Origin of the sequence: Pseudomonas asgharzadehiana (genome assembly GCF_019139815.1) — a bacterium.
GTDB classification, from domain to species: Bacteria; Pseudomonadota; Gammaproteobacteria; order Pseudomonadales; family Pseudomonadaceae; genus Aquipseudomonas; species Aquipseudomonas asgharzadehiana.
Genome location: NZ_CP077079.1, coordinates 5,118,675 through 5,136,922, shown reverse-complemented (window position 1 = coordinate 5,136,922; position 18,248 = coordinate 5,118,675). Strand labels below are relative to the sequence as shown.

Genomic DNA, 18,248 nt, shown 5'->3' with positions numbered 1-18,248 from the left:
GTATCCCTTTGGCGACGATCGGCCGGCTTGTTATTGGGCGGGCTTGGCAAGTGGTGGCACGGACTCGCTGCGCACCGGGTACGCCTGTTGGCGACGGTCAGCGAAAAAGCATTCTAAGGTACGCCCTACCGTGCGGAAAGCCAGCTCGGACCAAGGGATATCGGCTTCATCGAACAGCTTCACTTCAAGGCTTTCCTGGCCTGCGGCAAAGTCCAGGTCGATCAGCTCGGCGCGGTAGAAGATGTGCACCTGGCTGATGTGCGGCACATTGATCAGGGTATAGATGTTCAGGTTGCGCACGCGGGCGCAGGCTTCTTCCAGGGTTTCACGCATGGCCGCCTGTTCGACGGTTTCGCCGTTTTCCATGAAGCCTGCGGGCAGGGTCCAGTAACCCAGGCGCGGCTCGATGGCGCGGCGGCACAGCAGCACTTTGTCGCCCCACACCGGCACGGTACCGGCAACGATATTGGGGTTCTGGTAATGGATGGTCGAGCAGTGATCGCACACAAAGCGCAGGCGCGCGTCGCCTTCGGGAATGCGTTGGGTCACCGGTTTGCCGCACTGGCTGCAGAAATTCATGCTGGGGTTCCTGGAAAGTGCGTCTATCTTGGCGTGGCGGGCAAGGCCCTGCAAGTTGTCGTTTAGCGACACCCACCGGGTTTTGGGGTTGGGCGCCCGCACGCTTTGGTGCATGATGCAAGGTAGCCAACAGACCGAGATGACTCATGCTGGACGAGCTACTTCGCCGGGTAAGCAATCACACCCCCCACACGCTGGAAACCGATGGGCGTTTCCCCGAGGCTGCGGTGCTGGTGCCGATTACCCGCAGTGACGAACCTGAGCTGATCCTGACCCTGCGCGCCAGTGGCCTGTCGACCCACGGTGGCGAAGTGGCCTTTCCCGGCGGGCGCCGCGACCCCGAAGACCCGGACCTGATCTTCACCGCCCTGCGTGAAGCCGAAGAAGAAATCGGCCTGCCACCTGGGCTGGTCGAGGTGATCGGCCCGTTGAGCCCGCTGATTTCCCTGCATGGCATCCGCGTAACGCCGTATGTGGGGGTGATACCCGACTACGTCGAATACTTGGCCAACGACGCCGAGATCGCCGCCGTTTTCAGCGTGCCCCTGGACTTTTTCCGACAGGACCCACGCGAACATACCCACCGCATCGATTACCAGGGCCGCAGTTGGTATGTGCCCAGCTATCGGTTCGGCGAATACAAAATCTGGGGGCTGACGGCGATCATGATCGTGGAGCTGATCAACCTGCTCTATGACGATGCCAAGATCAGCCTGCATCAGCCGCCCAAGAGTTTCATCAATATCTAAGCCATCGTGTGAATGGCGAGCCGTGAGGACACACCATGAAATACCGCTTGGGCGACGCCCGCGTCGAGACGCATCCGCAGAGTTGGGTGGCCCCCAATGCAACGCTGGTGGGCAAGGTCAAGCTGGAGGAGGGCGCTAACGTCTGGTTCAACGCGGTGTTGCGTGGCGATAACGAACTGATCCTGATCGGCAAGAACAGCAACGTGCAGGACGGCAGCGTGATGCACACCGACATGGGCTACCCGCTGACCCTCGGCACCGGCGTGACCATCGGCCACAACGCCATGCTGCACGGTTGCACGGTGGACGATTACAGCCTGATCGGTATCAATGCGGTGATCCTCAACGGCGCCAGGATCGGCAAGCATTGCATCATCGGCGCCAACTCGCTGATTGGCGAAGGCAAGGAAATCCCCGATGGTTCGCTGGTGATGGGCTCGCCGGGCAAGGTGGTGCGTGAGCTGACCGACGCGCAGAAACGGATGCTCGAAGCCAGCGCTGCGCACTATGTGCATAACGCTCAGCGTTACGCGCGGGACCTGATCGAGCAGCCGGAATGAACCCGGTTGAACGCCCCGTTGCCTCGCCGTGCGTAAGTATTTGCGCGCTGGATGATGACGATATGTGCACCGGCTGCCAGCGCACTGTGGATGAGATTACGCGCTGGAGCCGCATGGATAACGCCGAGCGCCGGGCGGTGCTGGTGTTGTGCCATGCGCGGGCGGTGGCGAGTGGGTTGGTATGGATGACGCCCAAGCGCTCGGATGCCTGATCGATTGCTATCGGGAGCAAGCCCCCGATGAGGCCCTCCCAGACGACGTGTATTTATTTGTGTACCCTGTGCGAGATTATCCACAGGTCCACTTCCAATGCTCTTCCTGATCGCCTACATCAGCAGCGTCGTGCTGATCAACTTCGCCTTTTCCACCGCTCCGCACCTGGACGTGATCTGGTCCGCCTGGGGCGGCCTGGTATTCGTCTTGCGCGACATGGTGCAAACCCGCTTCGGCCATGGTGCGATCATTGCCATGCTGGCGGCGCTGGTGCTCTCGTACATTACCTCCGACCCGGCCATTGCCCTGGCCAGTGCCACGGCATTTGCGGTGTCCGAGTGCATCGACTGGCTGGTGTTCAGCATCACCAAGCGCCCGTTGCACGACCGCCTGTGGATAAGTTCGGCGCTGAGCATTCCCCTCGACACCTTCATTTTCTTCGGCCTGATCGGCGCCCTGACGCCGGCGGTGGTGGGCACCGCACTGGCCTCGAAATTCGCCGGGGTTACGGTGGTGTGGCTGATCATGGCCTGGCGCTTGCGCAAGCGGGCTGTCGCCAACTGAGGCCAATTGTTGTAGTTCATGTAAAATGCCGGCCTTTCTCCCCATGATCCGCTCCCCTGAGGACCTGAGATGACCCGAATCGGAACTCCATTGTCGCCAACCGCGACCCGCGTTTTGCTGTGTGGCTGCGGTGAGCTGGGCAAGGAAGTGGTAATCGAACTGCAACGCCTGGGCGTTGAAGTGATTGCCGTGGATCGCTATGCCAACGCGCCGGCCATGCAAGTGGCGCATCGCAGCCACGTGATCAATATGCTCGATGGCGCCGCCCTGCGTGCGGTGATCGAAGCCGAAAAGCCGCACTTCATCGTGCCGGAAATCGAAGCCATCGCCACCGCCACCCTGGTGGAACTGGAAGCTGAAGGCTTCACGGTGATCCCGACCGCGCGCGCCGCGTCGCTGACCATGAACCGTGAAGGCATCCGCCGCCTGGCCGCCGAAGAGCTGGACCTGCCGACCTCGCCTTACCACTTCGCCGATACCTTCGAAGACTACAGCAAGGCCGTGCAAGACCTGGGCTTCCCCTGCGTGGTCAAGCCAGTGATGAGTTCGTCGGGCAAGGGCCAGAGCCTGCTGCGCAGCGCCGACGACGTGCAGAAGGCCTGGGACTACGCCCAAGAGGGTGGGCGTGCCGGTAAAGGCCGCGTGATCATCGAAGGCTTTATCGACTTCGACTACGAGATCACCCTGCTGACCGTACGCCACATCGGAGGCACCACGTTCTGTGCGCCAGTCGGCCACCGTCAGGAGAAAGGCGACTATCAGGAATCCTGGCAGCCACAGGCCATGAGCCCGGTAGCCCTGGCCGAATCCGAGCGCGTTGCCAAAGCCGTGACCGAAGCCTTGGGGGGCCGCGGCCTGTTTGGCGTGGAACTGTTCATCAAAGGCGACCAGGTGTGGTTCAGCGAAGTATCGCCGCGCCCGCATGACACCGGTTTGGTCACGTTGATCTCCCAGGACCTGTCGCAATTCGCCCTGCACGCGCGCGCGATTCTCGGCCTGCCGATTCCTTTGATCCGTCAGTTCGGGCCTTCGGCTTCGGCGGTGATTCTGGTGGAAGGGCAGTCAACCCAGACCGCATTCGCCAACCTCGGCGCCGCCTTGAGCGAGCCGGATACGGCGTTGCGTTTGTTTGGTAAGCCAGAAGTCAATGGCCAGCGCCGCATGGGCGTGGCGTTGGCGCGGGATGAGTCGATCGAAGCGGCGCGGGCCAAGGCGACCCGGGCTTCCCAAGCTGTTGTCGTAGAGCTCTAACAGCATCGGGAGCAAGCCCCTCCCACATTTAACCGCGTATAGCCTTTGGAATGCGGTCGAGTGTGGGAAGGGGGCTTGCTCCCGATTGCGGTTTATCAGGCGACCTTGTTCAAGTCGTTATCCCGCGTCTCTTTCAGGCACAGCACGGCAATCAAGCTGAGCAACGCTGCCGCCGACACATACCCTCCGACATAACTCAGGCCACCCATCGCCACCAGCTTGGTTGCGAAGAACGGTGCGGCCGATGCACCGACGATTCCACCCAGGTTATACGCCGCCGAAGCACCGGTATAACGCACGCGGGTCGGGAACAGTTCGGGCAACAGCGCGCCCATCGGGGCGAAAGTCACGCCCATCAGGAACAGCTCCAAGGCCAGAAACAGTGCCACGGCCCAGGTTGAGCCGTGGGTCAGCAGGGGCTCCATGGTGAAGCCCGACAGGATGGCGAGGATCGCACCGACGATCAGCACCGGCTTGCGCCCATAGCGATCACTGGCCAGGGCGGCCAAGGGGGTGGCCAGGCCCATGAACAACACGGCAAAGCACAGCAGGGCGAGGAAGGTTTCGCGGCTGTAGCCCAGGGTCGATACGCCGTAGCTCAGGGAAAACGCTGTGGTGATATAGAACAGCGCATAGCACACCACCATAGAGGCGGCGCCCAACAGCACCGGCAGCCAATGCTGGCTGAACAATTCCACCAGCGGCACTTTTACTGGTTTTTCCCTGGCCACTGCGTTGGCGAATACCGGGGTTTCATGCAGCTTCAAGCGTGCGTATAAACCGACCATCACCAGCGCCGCGCTGAGGATGAACGGAATGCGCCAGCCCCAACTGCGGAACTGCTCGTCGTTCAGGCTCATGGCCAGGATCAGGAACAAGCCGTTTGCGGCAAGGAAGCCGATCGACGGGCCCAACTGCGGGAACATGCCGAACCAGGCGCGTTTGCCTTTGGGCGCGTTTTCGGTGGCCAGTAACGCCGCGCCGCCCCATTCGCCACCCAGGCCAAGGCCCTGGCCGAAACGCAGCACACACAACAGGATAGGCGCCCAAGCGCCGATACTGTCATAGCCGGGCAGCAAGCCGATCAACGTCGTGCATACGCCCATCAGCAACAGCGAGGCCACCAGTGTGGATTTGCGCCCGATACGGTCCCCGAAGTGGCCGAACAACGCCGAGCCCAGCGGCCGGGCGATAAAAGCGATACCGAAGGTCAGGAACGACGCCAGCATTTGCGCGGTGCCGGAAGTCTGCGGAAAAAACACCGGGCCGATCACCAGCGCCGCGGCGGTAGCGTAGATATAGAAGTCGTAGAACTCGATGGCGGTGCCGACGATGCTGGCGGTCGCGACCCGTGCGGTCGAGTTGGCCGGGGCGGCGGGCGCGGCTTCGTTATAGGTGGTACTCATGGCGGTATCCCTGACGGTCATTGCGCGTTTGGACGCGGATTATTATTGGTCGAACACCCATTGATCAGGGTTGCACGCGGTCGGGCGAAGCTTGGGTAAGCCGCAGGGATTATAAGAAGGGGTCTGGAATTACAACAAGAGCCCGCACGCCGCAAAACAAATGTGGAAGACGGCTATTTACGGTCAGGCAGTTAGGCGGCGACGGGTATCCGGCTGGTATGCCAGATCAGCACCTTGCTCACCCGGTTGTCCTCGGTCTCGAGGATTTCCAGGCGGTAGCGACCGATTTTCAGGCACACCGCGCAATCCGGAATCGTCTCCAGCGCCTCGGTCACCAGACCATTGAGGGTCTTGGGACCGTCGCTGGGCAGGTGCCAGCCCAGGCTTTTGTTCAGCTCACGGATCGATGCGGCGCCGTCGATGATATAGCGACCGTCGGGTTGGGGCTCGATATGCGGGTTGTCGGTGCTTTGCTCGTTTTCGAACTCGCCGACGATTTCTTCGAGGATATCTTCGAGGGTCACGATACCCAGCACTTCGCCATATTCATCCACCACCATGCCCAGGCGCCGCTGCTGTTTGTGGAAGTTCAGCAATTGCAGTTGCAGAGGCGTGCTTTCGGGAACGAAGTAGGGTTCATGGCAGGCGGCGAGGAGCGCCTCTTTGGTCAGGCTGGCGTCAGGCAGCAGGTGCTGGATTTGCCGCGTGTTGAGCACGGCCTGCACTTGGTTGATATCGCTGTGGAACACCGGCAGGCGCGTGCGCTGGGAGGTGCGCAGTTGCTCGATGATGTCTTCGATCGGGTCATCCAGGTTGATGCCATCCACTTCGCTGCGGGGCACCAGGATGTCATTGACCGTGATGTTGTCCAGGGCGTGGATGCCGGGCATGCCGGGTGTGCGGTTTTCGTCGGTCTCGGGCTCGGGCTCGTCATCGTGGTCGGGCAGCGGCTCGTCGCTCTTTTTCACCACGCCGGATTTGCGCGTGAACGGGCGCAACAACAGCAGGCTGATGCCATTGAGCAGCCAGGCTGCGGGGTAGAGGATTTTCAGCGGTACACCCAGCAGGCTGTTGCCAAAACCCAGCACCGCTTGCGGATGGCGGGTGGCCAAGGCGCGGGGCATGTAGTCGGCCAGTATCAGCAGCAGGGCGCAGGCGATCAGCCAACCCAGCCACGGGCCGTTCTCTGCCCAGGCATAGATCGCCAGCAATGTGCACAGAATGACCACGGCGGCGCGACACAGGCTGTTGCACAGGATCAGGCTGTTACGTGGAAAATTCAGGCGGGCCGCGGCCTTGTCACCCTGGCGCGTGCCGGGGCGCAGCGCCAGCAGGTGTTGCTGGGCGGCTTCAATGGCGGTAAACAGCCCGGCCCATAACACCAGCAAGGCGATTACCGCAAGCATCGGCCCAAGGGGCAAGTTGTCCATGATCGCTGCCCGTCAGATATGCAGGATGTATTCGCGAACCAGCTTGCTGCCGAAATAGGCCAGCATCAGCAGGCAGAAACCGGCCAGGGTCCAGCGGATTGCCTTATGCCCGCGCCAGCCGAGTCGGTTACGACCCCACAGCAGCACGCTGAACACGATCCAGGCCAGGCAGGCCAGCAGGGTCTTGTGTACCAGATGCTGGGCAAACAGGTTTTCGACGAACAGCCAGCCCGAGATCAACGACAGCGACAACAGCGTCCAGCCGGCCCACAGGAAACCAAACAGCAGGCTTTCCATGGTTTGCAACGGCGGGAAGTTCTTGATCAAACCCGACGGGTGCTTGTGCTTGAGTTGGTGGTCTTGCACCAGCAGCAGCAGGGCCTGGAACACAGCGATGGTGAACATGCCATAGGCCAGGATCGACAGCAGGATGTGGGCAAGGATGCCGGGTTCTTCGTCAATCACCTGCACCGTGCCGGTGGGGGCGAATTGCGCCAGCAACACCGTTAGCACGCCCAGCGGGAAGAGCAGAACGAGCAGGTTCTCGACGGGGATCCGGTAGCAGGCCAGCACGGTCAGTGCGATGACCGCCGCAGCGATCAGGCTGGCGGCGCTGAAAAAGTCCAGGCCCAGGCCAACCGGCGTCATCAGATGGGTGAACAGGCTCGCGGCGTGGGCCAGCAGGGCGAGGACGCCCAGCCCAACCAGCAGACGTTTGTCCGCCTTGGTGCCTTGGGCCAGACGAGTGCCCTGATAGAGAGTCGCAGCGGCATACAAGATGGCGGCGGCGAGGCTGGGTAGCAAACTGGGTGACAAGGGGACCATAAATCCTGATAGACGAGCCCGAAAGGCGCTGAGTTTGGCACACCCCAGCGTTGCACGAAAGACTCCCAGGCCAGACAGCGGGTGTGCATGCGCGCAGTCTTCGCTATAATCCGCGACCTGCCCACGCCGCAGGCTCGCCGAACGCTGTTTTTAATAGCGATTTACCACAGCCTGGGCCGTCACTACCTCGGTCTACCAACGCACTTCGATGCATAGGGCCTGAAAGGATCGCGCATGTTTGAAAACTTGACTGACCGTCTCTCGCAGACGCTGCGCCACGTAACCGGCAAGGCCAAGCTGACCGAGGACAATATTAAAGACACCCTGCGCGAAGTGCGCATGGCATTGCTGGAAGCCGACGTGGCGTTGCCTGTGGTCAAGGACTTCGTCAACTCGGTCAAGGAACGCGCGGTCGGCACTGAAGTGTCGCGCAGCCTGACCCCGGGCCAGGCCTTTGTGAAGATCGTCCAGGCCGAACTCGAAAGCCTGATGGGCGCGGCCAACGAAGACCTGAACCTCAGCGCCGTGCCGCCCGCCGTGGTGCTGATGGCCGGTCTGCAAGGTGCGGGTAAAACCACCACCGCCGGCAAGCTGGCGCGCTTCCTTAAAGAACGCAAGAAAAAATCCGTGATGGTGGTATCGGCGGACGTCTACCGTCCGGCCGCCATCAAGCAGTTGGAAATGCTCGCCGGCGAAGTGGGCGTGACCTTCTTCCCGTCGGACCTGAGCCAGAAGCCGGTCGACATTGCCAGCGCCGCTATTAAAGAAGCACGGCTGAAATTCATCGACGTGGTCATCGTCGATACCGCCGGTCGCCTGCACATCGACGAAGAGATGATGGGCGAGATCAAGGCATTGCACGCCGCGATCAACCCGGTCGAGACGCTGTTTGTGGTCGATGCCATGACCGGCCAGGATGCGGCCAACACCGCCAAGGCCTTCGGTGACGCGCTGCCGCTGACCGGCGTGATCCTGACCAAGGTCGACGGCGACGCCCGTGGTGGTGCCGCGTTGTCGGTACGTGCCATTACCGGCAAACCGATCAAGTTCATCGGCATGGGCGAGAAGAGCGAAGCGCTCGAACCGTTCCACCCGGAGCGTATCGCCTCGCGCATCCTCGGCATGGGCGACGTGCTCAGCCTGATCGAGCAGGCCGAAGCGACGCTCGACAAGGACAAAGCCGACAAACTGGCTAAAAAGTTGAAGAAGGGCAAGGGCTTCGACCTCGAAGACTTCCGCGATCAACTGCAACAAATGAAGAACATGGGCGGCCTCGGCGGCCTTATGGACAAGCTGCCGAACATCGGCGGTGTGAACCTGGCGCAAATGGGCAATGCCCAGGGCGCGGCAGAGAAGCAGTTCAAGCAGATGGAAGCCATCATCAATTCCATGACCCCGGCCGAGCGCCGCGACCCTGAGCTGATCAGCGGTTCGCGCAAGCGTCGGATCGCCATGGGCTCCGGCACCCAGGTGCAGGACATCGGTCGCTTGATCAAGCAGCACAAGCAGATGCAGAAAATGATGAAGAAATTCTCCGCCAAGGGCGGGATGGCCAAGATGATGCGCGGCATGGGCGGCATGTTGCCCGGCGGCGGCATGCCGAAGATGTAAAGAATTCGAGCGTAAGCGTTGCTTGCGCTCCGACCCACAGGGATGTGGGATCTCCAGCAAACCCGCCGTTGGCGGGAGCTGACTCGCCGTTTTAATCGACGGCCCTTTAGCAGATCTGAATGGCACGTTGATAGGCGCCAGAAAAAGACATTTGCAAAAGTCCGGATATTCCTTAGAATATGCGGCCTTTCGGGCACCTATGCCCGCTGTGCATTTAGATTTGCAGCACCGACTACAGGAACGATGTTCACATGCTAACAATCCGTCTTGCCCTTGGCGGCTCCAAAAAGCGCCCGTTTTACCACTTGACCGTAACCGACAGCCGCAACCCGCGCGACGGTTCGCACAAGGAACAGGTTGGTTTCTTCAACCCTGTTGCCCGTGGTCAAGAAGTTCGTCTGTCCGTGAACCAAGAGCGCGTAGCCTACTGGCTGAGCGTTGGCGCACAGCCATCCGAGCGCGTAGCAAAACTGTTGAAGGACTCGGCTAAGGCCGCAGCCTGAGCAATATGAACGCGACGCCAGCTGTTGCTGATGATTTGATCGTTATCGGCAAGATTTATTCTGTTCATGGCGTTCGCGGCGAAGTGAAGGTGTATTCCTTTACTGATCCGACCGAAAACCTGTTGCAGTACAAAACCTGGACGCTCAAGCGCGAAGGTAGTGTGAAACAGGTCGAGCTGGTCAGTGGACGCGGGAGCGATAAGTTCCTGGTCGCAAAGCTCAAGGGTCTTGATGATCGCGAAGAAGCCCGTCTTCTGGCCGGTTATGAGATCTGCGTGCCGCGCAACCTGTTCCCTGAATTGACCGACGGCGAGTACTACTGGTACCAGCTGGAAGGTCTGAAGGTTATCGATCAACTCGGGCAATTGTTCGGGAAAATCGATCATCTTCTGGAAACCGGCGCCAATGATGTAATGGTGGTCAAGCCTTGCGCTGGCAGCCTGGATGATCGCGAACGCCTGTTGCCCTATACGGAGCAATGCGTGTTGGCCGTCGACCTGGCAGCGGGCGAGATGAAGGTGGAATGGGACGCGGACTTCTAAGCGTGGCTAATTTGCGCATTGAAGTGATCAGTTTGTTTCCCGAGATGTTTTCCGCCGTCAGCGAGTACGGCATCACCAGTCGGGCGGTGAAGCAGGGGCTGTTGCAGCTTACCTGTTGGAACCCGCGAGACTACACGACGGATCGACATCACACTGTGGACGATCGCCCATTTGGCGGTGGCCCGGGCATGGTGATGAAGATCAAGCCCCTGGAAGACGCATTGGCCCAGGCCAAGGCCGCCGCCGGGGAGAAGGCGAAGGTAATTTACCTGTCCCCTCAAGGCCGCCAGCTGAAACAGGCTGGGGTACGCGAACTGGCGAATGAGGAAAGTTTGATCCTGATTGCCGGTCGCTATGAAGGCATTGACGAGCGTTTTATTGAAGCTCATGTCGATGAAGAGTGGTCGATTGGGGACTATGTCCTGTCTGGCGGTGAGCTGCCGGCGATGGTCCTGATAGATGCGGTTACACGACTGCTGCCTGGAGCTTTAGGGCATGTGGACTCCGCGGAGGAAGATTCCTTCACGGATGGTTTGCTGGATTGCCCGCACTACACCCGACCGGAGGTGTATGCGGATCAGCGTGTTCCCGACGTATTGCTAAGTGGCAATCACGCACACATCCGGCGTTGGCGTTTACAGCAGTCCCTTGGTCGGACCTATGAACGACGCGCCGATCTTCTGGAAAGCCGCTCGCTTTCTGGAGAAGAGAAGAAGCTGCTCGAGGAATACATCCTCGCGCGGGACGATAGTTAACAACGTATCGATGGTAGGTCCATTGACTTACCTTAGGAGCACAGCATGACTAACAAAATCATCCTTGCACTCGAAGCAGAGCAGATGACCAAAGAGATCCCTACCTTTGCCCCAGGCGACACTATTGTCGTTCAGGTGAAAGTGAAGGAAGGCGACCGTTCGCGTCTGCAAGCGTTCGAAGGCGTGGTAATCGCCAAGCGTAACCGTGGTGTGAACAGTGCTTTCACTGTTCGTAAAATCTCCAACGGTGTTGGCGTAGAGCGTACTTTCCAGACCTACAGCCCGCAAATCGACAGCATGGCCGTCAAGCGTCGCGGTGACGTACGTAAAGCCAAGCTGTACTACCTGCGTGACCTGTCCGGTAAAGCAGCTCGCATCAAGGAAAAACTGGCTTAAGTCCAGCTTCCCGATGCAGAAAAAAGCAGCCTACGGGCTGCTTTTTTGTGCCTGGAATTTGTCTGAGCGCTACCAGGCATACGCCATTGAAGTGTGGCGTTGGCTTGGCTGCGATAAGATCCACCCGACACCCCCGATAATCAGCCCGAGCCCCCATGCCCGCTATCGACCATCCCCTGATCGACCGCTTCCTCGACGCCCTCTGGCTGGAAAAAGGCCTGTCGGACAACACCCGTCAGGCCTATCGCAGTGACCTGGCGCTGTTCAACGGCTGGCTACAGGAAAAAAACCTCGAACTGATCAACGCCGGCCGTGAGCTGATCCTCGATCACCTGGCCTGGCGCCTTGAACAGAACTATAAACCACGCTCCACGGCGAGATTTCTCTCGGGCGTACGTGGGTTTTATCGGTATTTGCTGCGAGAAAAACTGATCGCGCTCGACCCGACCCTGCAAATCGACATGCCCCAACTGGGCAGGCCTTTGCCCAAATCGTTGTCGGAAGCCGATGTTGACGCCTTGCTCGCCGCCCCGGACCTGAGCGAAGCCATTGGCCAGCGCGACCGTGCGATGCTCGAAGTGTTGTACGCCTGCGGCCTGCGTGTCACGGAATTGATCAGCCTGACCCTGGAGCAAGTCAACCTGCGCCAAGGCGTGCTGCGGGTCATGGGCAAGGGCAGCAAGGAGCGGCTGGTGCCCATGGGCGAGGAAGCGATTGTGTGGGTCGAGCGCTATATGCGTGATGCCCGCAGCGAACTGCTCGGCGGGCGCCCCAGTGATGTGCTGTTCCCCAGCCTGCGCGGTGAGCAAATGACCCGCCAGACGTTCTGGCACCGCATCAAGCACCAGGCCAAGGTCGCCGGGATCGGCAAGACCCTGTCGCCCCATACGCTGCGCCATGCATTTGCCACGCATTTGCTCAACCACGGCGCCGACTTGCGCGTGGTCCAGATGCTGCTGGGGCACAGTGATTTATCCACAACCCAGATCTACACCCATGTGGCACGGGCGCGCTTGCAGGATATGCACGCCAAGCACCACCCGCGAGGCTGAAAACGCCCAATTTATCCCGCCACCGGCTGCCCTGCGATCCAACTGTGGTAGGCTTTGCCGGTTCGCAAAGGCGACGGTCCACACCCGAGTTTGCAATCGGCCTGCCTGTACCCGTCCCAGCATCTGCCTTCAGGAGTTTCCATGCGCTTGACCCAGATTATTGCCGTCGCAGCCATTGCGTTGGTATCCACCTTTGCCGTCGCCGATGACGCCGCTGAGCAGACCATCCGCAAGAGCCTGGCCAACCTGCAGCTTGATACGCCGATTGAAAGCATCAGTGCCAGCCCGATGGCCGGCCTGTACGAAGTCAAGCTCAAGGGCAGCCGCGTGCTGTACGCCAGCGGCGATGGCCAGTACATCGTCCAGGGCTACCTGTTCCAGCTCAAGGACGGCAAACCGGTCAACCTGACCGAGAAAGCCGAACGCCTGGGCGTGTCGAAGCTGATCAACGGCATCCCGGTGGCTGAAACCGTGGTTTACCCGGCCATCGGCGAGACCAAGACTCACATCACCGTGTTCACCGACACCACCTGCCCGTACTGCCACAAGCTGCACGCCGAAGTGCCCGCGCTGAACAAGCTCGGCGTGGAAGTGCGCTACGTTGCGTTCCCGCGCCAGGGCCTGGGTTCGCCAGGTGACGAGCAGTTGCAAGCGGTGTGGTGCTCGACCGACAAAAAAGCGGCCATGGACAAAATGGTCGACGGCAAGGAAATCAAGGCCGCCAAGTGCGCCAACCCAGTGTCCAAGCAGTTCGCCCTGGGCCAGTCGATTGGCGTGAACGGCACACCGGCCATCGTTTTGGCTGACGGCCAGGTGATTCCGGGCTACCAGCCGGCACCACAAGTTGCCAAACTGGCGCTCAGTGCCAAATAAACCAGCATCGTCGAACCTTTGACGATCATGGCCCGCGCATAAGTCGACGGGCCATCAATTGAAAGCCGCAGTCGTGCGGCTGTTTTCCACGGCCGACCTTGCGTCGGCCGTTTCATGGGGAGTTCTTCAGTGAAACCGGTCAAAGTAGGCATCTGTGGGTTAGGGACCGTCGGTGGCGGCACCTTCAACGTACTTCAGCGTAATGCTGAAGAAATTTCCCGCCGTGCAGGGCGTGGGATTGAAGTGGCGCAAATTGCCACGCGTTCGCCAAAGCCTCAGTTCGAAACGACCGGTATTGCAATTACCAACGATGTCTTCGCCGTGGCGACCAACCCTGAAATCGATATCGTCATTGAACTGGTCGGCGGCTACACCGTGGCCCGCGAATTGGTGCTCAAGGCCATCGAGAACGGCAAGCACGTAGTCACCGCCAACAAGGCGCTGATCGCCGTACACGGCAACGAGATCTTCGCCAGGGCCCGTGAAAAAGGCGTGATTGTCGCGTTCGAAGCCGCTGTAGCCGGGGGTATCCCGGTGATCAAGGCGATCCGTGAAGGCCTGTCCGCCAACCGCATCAACTGGGTGGCCGGCATCATCAATGGCACCGGTAACTTTATCCTTACCGAAATGCGCGAGAAGGGCCGTACCTTCGAAGACGTATTGGCCGAAGCCCAGGCCCTGGGGTACGCCGAAGCCGATCCGACCTTCGACGTGGAAGGCATCGACGCTGCGCACAAGCTGACCATCCTGGCGTCCATCGCCTTTGGTATTCCGCTGCAGTTCGACAAGGCCTACACCGAAGGCATCACCAAACTGACCACCGCCGATGTGAACTACGCCGAAGCCCTGGGCTACCGCATCAAGCACCTCGGTGTAGCGCGCAGCACCCCGGCCGGTATCGAGCTGCGCGTACACCCGACACTGATCCCCGCCGACCGCCTGATCGCCAACGTCAATGGTGTGATGAACGCCGTGATGGTCAATGGCGACGCCGCCGGCTCGACCCTGTTCTACGGCGCTGGCGCCGGCATGGAGCCGACGGCGTCGTCGGTGATCGCCGACCTGGTGGACGTGGTTCGTGCCATGACCAGCGACCCGGAAAACCGCGTACCGCACCTGGCTTTCCAGCCGGATTCGCTGTCGGCCCACCCGATCCTGCCGATCGAGGCCTGCGAAAGCGCCTACTACCTGCGTATCCAGGCCAAGGATCACCCTGGCGTACTGGCCCAGGTCGCCAGCATTCTGTCGGAGCGCGGTATCAATATCGAATCGATCATGCAGAAGGAAGTCGAGGAGCAAAACGGCCAGGTGCCGATGATCCTGCTGACTCATCGCGTGCTCGAGCAGCACATCAACGATGCCATCACCGCGCTGGAAGCCTTGCAAGGCGTCGTCGGCCCGGTCGTTCGCATTCGTGTCGAACACCTGAACTAACCGATTGTTCCAGAGGCCCCGTGCGTTCGGCGGCTTCTGTTCGAGAATGTTTTAGAGGAGCCAGTCATGCGTTACATCAGCACCCGCGGCCAGGCACCGGCCCTGAATTTCGAAGACGTTCTGCTGGCAGGCCTTGCCACCGACGGCGGCCTGTACGTGCCGGAAAACCTGCCACGCTTCACCCAGGAAGAAATCGCCTCCTGGGCCGGCTTGCCATACCACGAGTTGGCCTTCCGGGTGATGCGCCCGTTCGTCACCGGCAGCATTCCGGATGCGGACTTCAAAAAAATCCTGGAAGAGACGTACGGCGTGTTTTCCCACAGCGCCATCGCGCCTTTGCGCCAACTGAACGGCAATGAATGGGTACTGGAGCTGTTCCACGGCCCGACCTTGGCGTTCAAGGACTTTGCCCTGCAACTGCTCGGTCGCCTGTTGGACTACGTATTGGCCAAGCGCGGTGAGCGCGTGGTGATCATCGGCGCCACCTCCGGTGATACCGGCTCGGCGGCCATCGAAGGTTGCAAGCACTGCGAAAACGTCGACATCTTCATCCTGCACCCGCACAAGCGCGTGTCGGAAGTGCAGCGTCGGCAAATGACCACCATCTTTGGCGAGAACATCCACAACATCGCCATCGAAGGCAACTTCGATGACTGCCAGGAAATGGTCAAGAACAGCTTCGCTGACCAGAGCTTCCTCAAGGGCACCCGCCTGGTGGCGGTGAACTCGATCAACTGGGCGCGGATCATGGCCCAGATCGTCTACTACTTCCACGCGTCCCTGCAGCTGGGCGGCCCGGCGCGCTCGGTGTCGTTCTCGGTGCCCACCGGCAACTTCGGCGACATCTTCGCCGGTTACCTGGCGCGCAACATGGGCCTGCCGATCAACCAGTTGATCGTCGCCACCAACCGCAACGACATCCTGCACCGCTTCATGAGCGGCAACCAGTACGTCAAGGAAACCCTGCACGCCACTCTGTCGCCGTCGATGGACATCATGGTTTCGTCGAACTTCGAGCGTCTGCTGTTCGATATGCATGGTCGCAACGGCGCCGCTATTGCCGGCTTGATGGACACCTTCAAAAGCGGTGGCGGTTTCAGTGTTGATGAGGAGCGCTGGACTGAAACCCGCAAGCTCTTCGACTCCCTGGCGGTGGACGATGCGCAGACTTGCGAAACCATCGCCGAAGTGTTTGCCCAGACCGGTGAGCTGCTCGACCCGCACACCGCGATCGGTGTGAAGGCCGCCCGCGAATGCCGTCGCAGCCTGGATACCCCGATGGTCATCCTCGGGACCGCTCACCCGGTCAAATTCCCGGAGGCGGTGGAGAAGGCCGGTGTTGGCAAGGCCCTTGAACTGCCGGCGCATCTGACTGACCTGTTCGAGCGTGAAGAACGTTGCACGGTGTTGACCAATGACCTCAAAGCGGTGCAGGCGTTTGTCAGCCAGCATGGCAATCGGGGTAAACCGTTGTAAGGCGAACCGCTTACACCAAAACGCCGCTTTCCCTTGCTGGGTCAGCGGCGTTTTTTGTTTGTGTGCCGCAGTTTTTTCGTTGTCATGTTGCAAGCGCATGCTAAATACGTCATCCCCCCGCGATAACGAAAAAGCGAACTTTCCTACGTCACGACCAGTCACTTAGGATAGATGCAGCACCCGTTGAAACGATTGTTCCCGAACTATTGAGTGGTGATCGAGATGGAAAGTATCAGCCTATTGCTCGAAGAAGCACTGAGCCCTTATCTGGTTACGCTGACCACCTCAGGTGTGCAGGGCGAATGCCTGGTGACCGTGAAGAACCCCGGTGGCGCCATCATGGTCGAGCGCGAAGTCAACCGCGCGCAGTTGACCGACAAACGCGCCCTGGTGGATGTGGTGGATTGCCTGCTGCGCGATTTGAAAATCGCTGAAGGTCGCCTCGAACCCTCGGTTATCGCAGCCTTGCGCAACGCCGCCATGACACGTGCGCCGGTCTGCGCATGAAGAATTATTTGTCCTTGGAAACTTCCTACAGCATGGCCGGTCAGATTTCGTAACAGCAAGAGCAAACATTGTGCTCCGGTGTTTGTGGCTTGTTGTACTGGTCATTGTAAGGCCACGTTTAACCCCGAAGTGTCTCCCCACGCTTCGGGGTTTCTTTTTGCCTGCGATTTATGTGGGGCGATGCTGCTTGAGGTGTCAGATGGCGCCCTGTTCGCGCAGACGTGCGATGGCGGCGGCGTCGTAACCCAACGCTTCGAGCACCACCGCGTTGTGTTCACCCAACTGCGGGCCGACCCACTCGCAGCTGCCGGGGGTGTCCGACAGTTTGGGCACGATGCCCGGCATCTTGAAATCCTTGCCATCGGGCAACTGCGCCTTCAGGAACATTTCACGGGCCAGGAATTGCGGGTCGCCGAGCATGTCTTCGGCGCTGTAAATACGGCTGGCCGGTACGTCGGCTTTGTTCAGTTGCTCGACCACCTGCTCCAGTGGCAATGAATTGACCCAGCGATCGATCACGCCATACAGCTCATCACGGCGGCTGTCGCGTCCATCATTGCTGGCCAGTTGCGGATCGTTGGCCAAGTCGTCACGGCCGATGGCGCTCATGAAACGCTTGAAAATGGCATCGCCATTGGCGCCGATCTGCACATGCTTGCCGTCCGCGCTGGTATGGATCGAGGACGGCGTGATGCCGGGCATGATGTTGCCGGTGCGCTCGCGAATAAACCCGAACACGTCGAACTCGGGGATCATGCTTTCCATCATGGCGAAGATCGCTTCATACAGCGCCACATCCACCACTTGGCCCAGGCCGCCGTTGACCTCACGGTGCCGCAGCGCCATCAGCGCGCCGATCACGGCCCACAAGGCGGCGATGGAATCACCGATGGAAATCCCGGTGCGCACCGGCGGGCGGTCCTCGAAACCGGTGATATAGCGCAACCCGCCCATGGATTCGCCCACGGCACCAAACCCCGGCTGATCTTTCATCGGCCCGGTCTGGCCGAAGCCCGAGAGGCGAACCATCACCAGCTTCGGGTTCAGCGCGTGCAGGGTCTCCCAGCTCAGGCCGAGTTTTTCGAGCACGCCGGGACGAAAATTCTCGATGAGCATATCGGCGTCCGCCAGCAGCTGTTTGAGAACCGCCAAACCGTCCGGATGCTTGAGGTTCAGCGTCAGCGACTTTTTGTTGCGCGCCTGCACAAACCACCACAGCGAGGTGCCCTCATACAGCTTGCGCCATTTGCGCAGCGGGTCGCCGCCGTCGGGGGATTCGACCTTGATCACCTCGGCCCCGAACTCGGCGCAGATGCGAGAGGCGAACGGCCCGGCGATGAGGGTGCCGAGTTCGATGACTTTGAGGCCGGCAAGCGGTTTGGCATTGAACGACATGAGGATCCTTTCTGGCGCTGGACGGGTGTGTGATGCCTTTTAACATAGGCGAGCGGTGAGGGATAAGGATGATGATTCGTTGAATGGCTCCACCATCGGTTAGACTGGCCGCCTTTCCCTGTCTCTA

20 protein-coding genes are annotated in these 18,248 nt (G+C 60.2%); 15 read left to right on the top strand and 5 right to left on the bottom strand.

The features are described from left to right. Positions 1–30 precede the first annotated feature (30 nt). Entirely contained in the window at positions 31–579 is a 549-nt protein-coding gene (locus KSS96_RS23345; protein WP_017529985.1) for an NUDIX hydrolase, read from the bottom strand. A 146-nt stretch (positions 580–725) separates the two neighbouring features. On the opposite strand from KSS96_RS23345, the gene KSS96_RS23340 reads away from it, so the two are divergent. The 5 genes from KSS96_RS23340 (at position 726) to purT (ending at position 3,916) form a co-directional block, all read left to right on the top strand. Next, on the top strand, positions 726–1,328 hold the full coding sequence (locus tag KSS96_RS23340; RefSeq protein WP_016971944.1) for a CoA pyrophosphatase: 603 nt from the start codon (positions 726–728) through the stop codon (positions 1,326–1,328). Positions 1,329–1,363: 35 nt separating this feature from the next. After that, positions 1,364–1,888, top strand: coding sequence for a gamma carbonic anhydrase family protein (locus tag KSS96_RS23335; RefSeq protein ID WP_116079258.1), 525 nt, complete (start codon positions 1,364–1,366; stop codon positions 1,886–1,888). Continuing rightward, positions 1,885–2,100: a DUF1289 domain-containing protein gene (locus tag KSS96_RS23330; protein WP_065876670.1), complete on the top strand. Its 216-nt coding sequence runs from the start codon at positions 1,885–1,887 to the stop codon at positions 2,098–2,100. The genes KSS96_RS23335 and KSS96_RS23330 overlap by 4 nt, the downstream gene beginning before the upstream one ends. Positions 2,101–2,197: 97 nt before the next feature. Continuing rightward, positions 2,198–2,665 (top strand): VUT family protein, encoded by a 468-nt coding sequence (locus KSS96_RS23325; RefSeq protein WP_017529982.1) that lies wholly within the window; start codon positions 2,198–2,200, stop codon positions 2,663–2,665. Between the two features lie 69 nt (positions 2,666–2,734). After that, positions 2,735–3,916: a formate-dependent phosphoribosylglycinamide formyltransferase gene (purT, locus tag KSS96_RS23320; protein WP_017529981.1), complete on the top strand. Its 1,182-nt coding sequence runs from the start codon at positions 2,735–2,737 to the stop codon at positions 3,914–3,916. 95 nt (positions 3,917–4,011) lie between these two features. Here purT and KSS96_RS23315 read toward each other — a convergent pair whose 3' ends face one another. From KSS96_RS23315 to KSS96_RS23305, 3 genes are all read right to left on the bottom strand, one after another. Then, on the bottom strand, positions 4,012–5,322 hold the full coding sequence (locus tag KSS96_RS23315; protein WP_017529980.1) for an MFS transporter: 1,311 nt from the start codon (positions 5,320–5,322) through the stop codon (positions 4,012–4,014). Positions 5,323–5,513: 191 nt separating this feature from the next. Beyond that, positions 5,514–6,752, bottom strand: coding sequence for a transporter associated domain-containing protein (locus tag KSS96_RS23310; protein WP_137220243.1), 1,239 nt, complete (start codon positions 6,750–6,752; stop codon positions 5,514–5,516). Positions 6,753–6,764: 12 nt separating this feature from the next. Further along, positions 6,765–7,577 (bottom strand): cytochrome C assembly family protein, encoded by an 813-nt coding sequence (locus KSS96_RS23305; protein ID WP_017529978.1) that lies wholly within the window; start codon positions 7,575–7,577, stop codon positions 6,765–6,767. Positions 7,578–7,811: 234 nt separating this feature from the next. On the opposite strand from KSS96_RS23305, the gene ffh reads away from it, so the two are divergent. From ffh to KSS96_RS23255, 10 genes are all read left to right on the top strand, one after another. After that, on the top strand, positions 7,812–9,188 hold the full coding sequence (gene ffh / locus KSS96_RS23300; protein ID WP_017529977.1) for a signal recognition particle protein: 1,377 nt from the start codon (positions 7,812–7,814) through the stop codon (positions 9,186–9,188). Positions 9,189–9,439: 251 nt separating this feature from the next. Beyond that, positions 9,440–9,691: a 30S ribosomal protein S16 gene (gene rpsP, locus KSS96_RS23295; protein ID WP_003175899.1), complete on the top strand. Its 252-nt coding sequence runs from the start codon at positions 9,440–9,442 to the stop codon at positions 9,689–9,691. Between the two features lie 5 nt (positions 9,692–9,696). After that, positions 9,697–10,233: a ribosome maturation factor RimM gene (rimM, locus tag KSS96_RS23290; RefSeq protein ID WP_053135622.1), complete on the top strand. Its 537-nt coding sequence runs from the start codon at positions 9,697–9,699 to the stop codon at positions 10,231–10,233. Then, positions 10,215–10,988, top strand: a complete 774-nt coding sequence (trmD, locus tag KSS96_RS23285; protein WP_175404167.1) for a tRNA (guanosine(37)-N1)-methyltransferase TrmD — start codon at positions 10,215–10,217, stop codon at positions 10,986–10,988. The genes rimM and trmD overlap by 19 nt, the downstream gene beginning before the upstream one ends. 45 nt (positions 10,989–11,033) lie before the next feature. After that, positions 11,034–11,384 (top strand): 50S ribosomal protein L19, encoded by a 351-nt coding sequence (gene rplS / locus KSS96_RS23280; protein ID WP_003175895.1) that lies wholly within the window; start codon positions 11,034–11,036, stop codon positions 11,382–11,384. Positions 11,385–11,539: 155 nt separating this feature from the next. After that, positions 11,540–12,436, top strand: a complete 897-nt coding sequence (gene xerD, locus KSS96_RS23275) for a site-specific tyrosine recombinase XerD (RefSeq protein ID WP_017529974.1) — start codon at positions 11,540–11,542, stop codon at positions 12,434–12,436. Between the two features lie 141 nt (positions 12,437–12,577). Next, positions 12,578–13,309, top strand: coding sequence for a thioredoxin fold domain-containing protein (locus KSS96_RS23270; RefSeq protein WP_017529973.1), 732 nt, complete (start codon positions 12,578–12,580; stop codon positions 13,307–13,309). A gap of 129 nt (positions 13,310–13,438) precedes the next feature. Further along, the gene (locus tag KSS96_RS23265) at positions 13,439–14,743 is read left to right on the top strand and encodes a homoserine dehydrogenase (RefSeq protein ID WP_017529972.1); all 1,305 of its coding nucleotides are present in this window, start codon (positions 13,439–13,441) and stop codon (positions 14,741–14,743) included. Between the two features lie 66 nt (positions 14,744–14,809). Then, on the top strand, positions 14,810–16,219 hold the full coding sequence (thrC, locus tag KSS96_RS23260; RefSeq protein WP_017529971.1) for a threonine synthase: 1,410 nt from the start codon (positions 14,810–14,812) through the stop codon (positions 16,217–16,219). A 222-nt stretch (positions 16,220–16,441) separates the two neighbouring features. After that, entirely contained in the window at positions 16,442–16,726 is a 285-nt protein-coding gene (locus KSS96_RS23255) for a DUF3509 domain-containing protein (RefSeq protein ID WP_065876668.1), read from the top strand. A gap of 195 nt (positions 16,727–16,921) precedes the next feature. Here the strand turns inward: KSS96_RS23255 and KSS96_RS23250 are convergent, their stop codons facing one another. Beyond that, positions 16,922–18,121 (bottom strand): CaiB/BaiF CoA transferase family protein, encoded by a 1,200-nt coding sequence (locus KSS96_RS23250; protein ID WP_017529969.1) that lies wholly within the window; start codon positions 18,119–18,121, stop codon positions 16,922–16,924. Positions 18,122–18,248 lie beyond the last annotated feature (127 nt).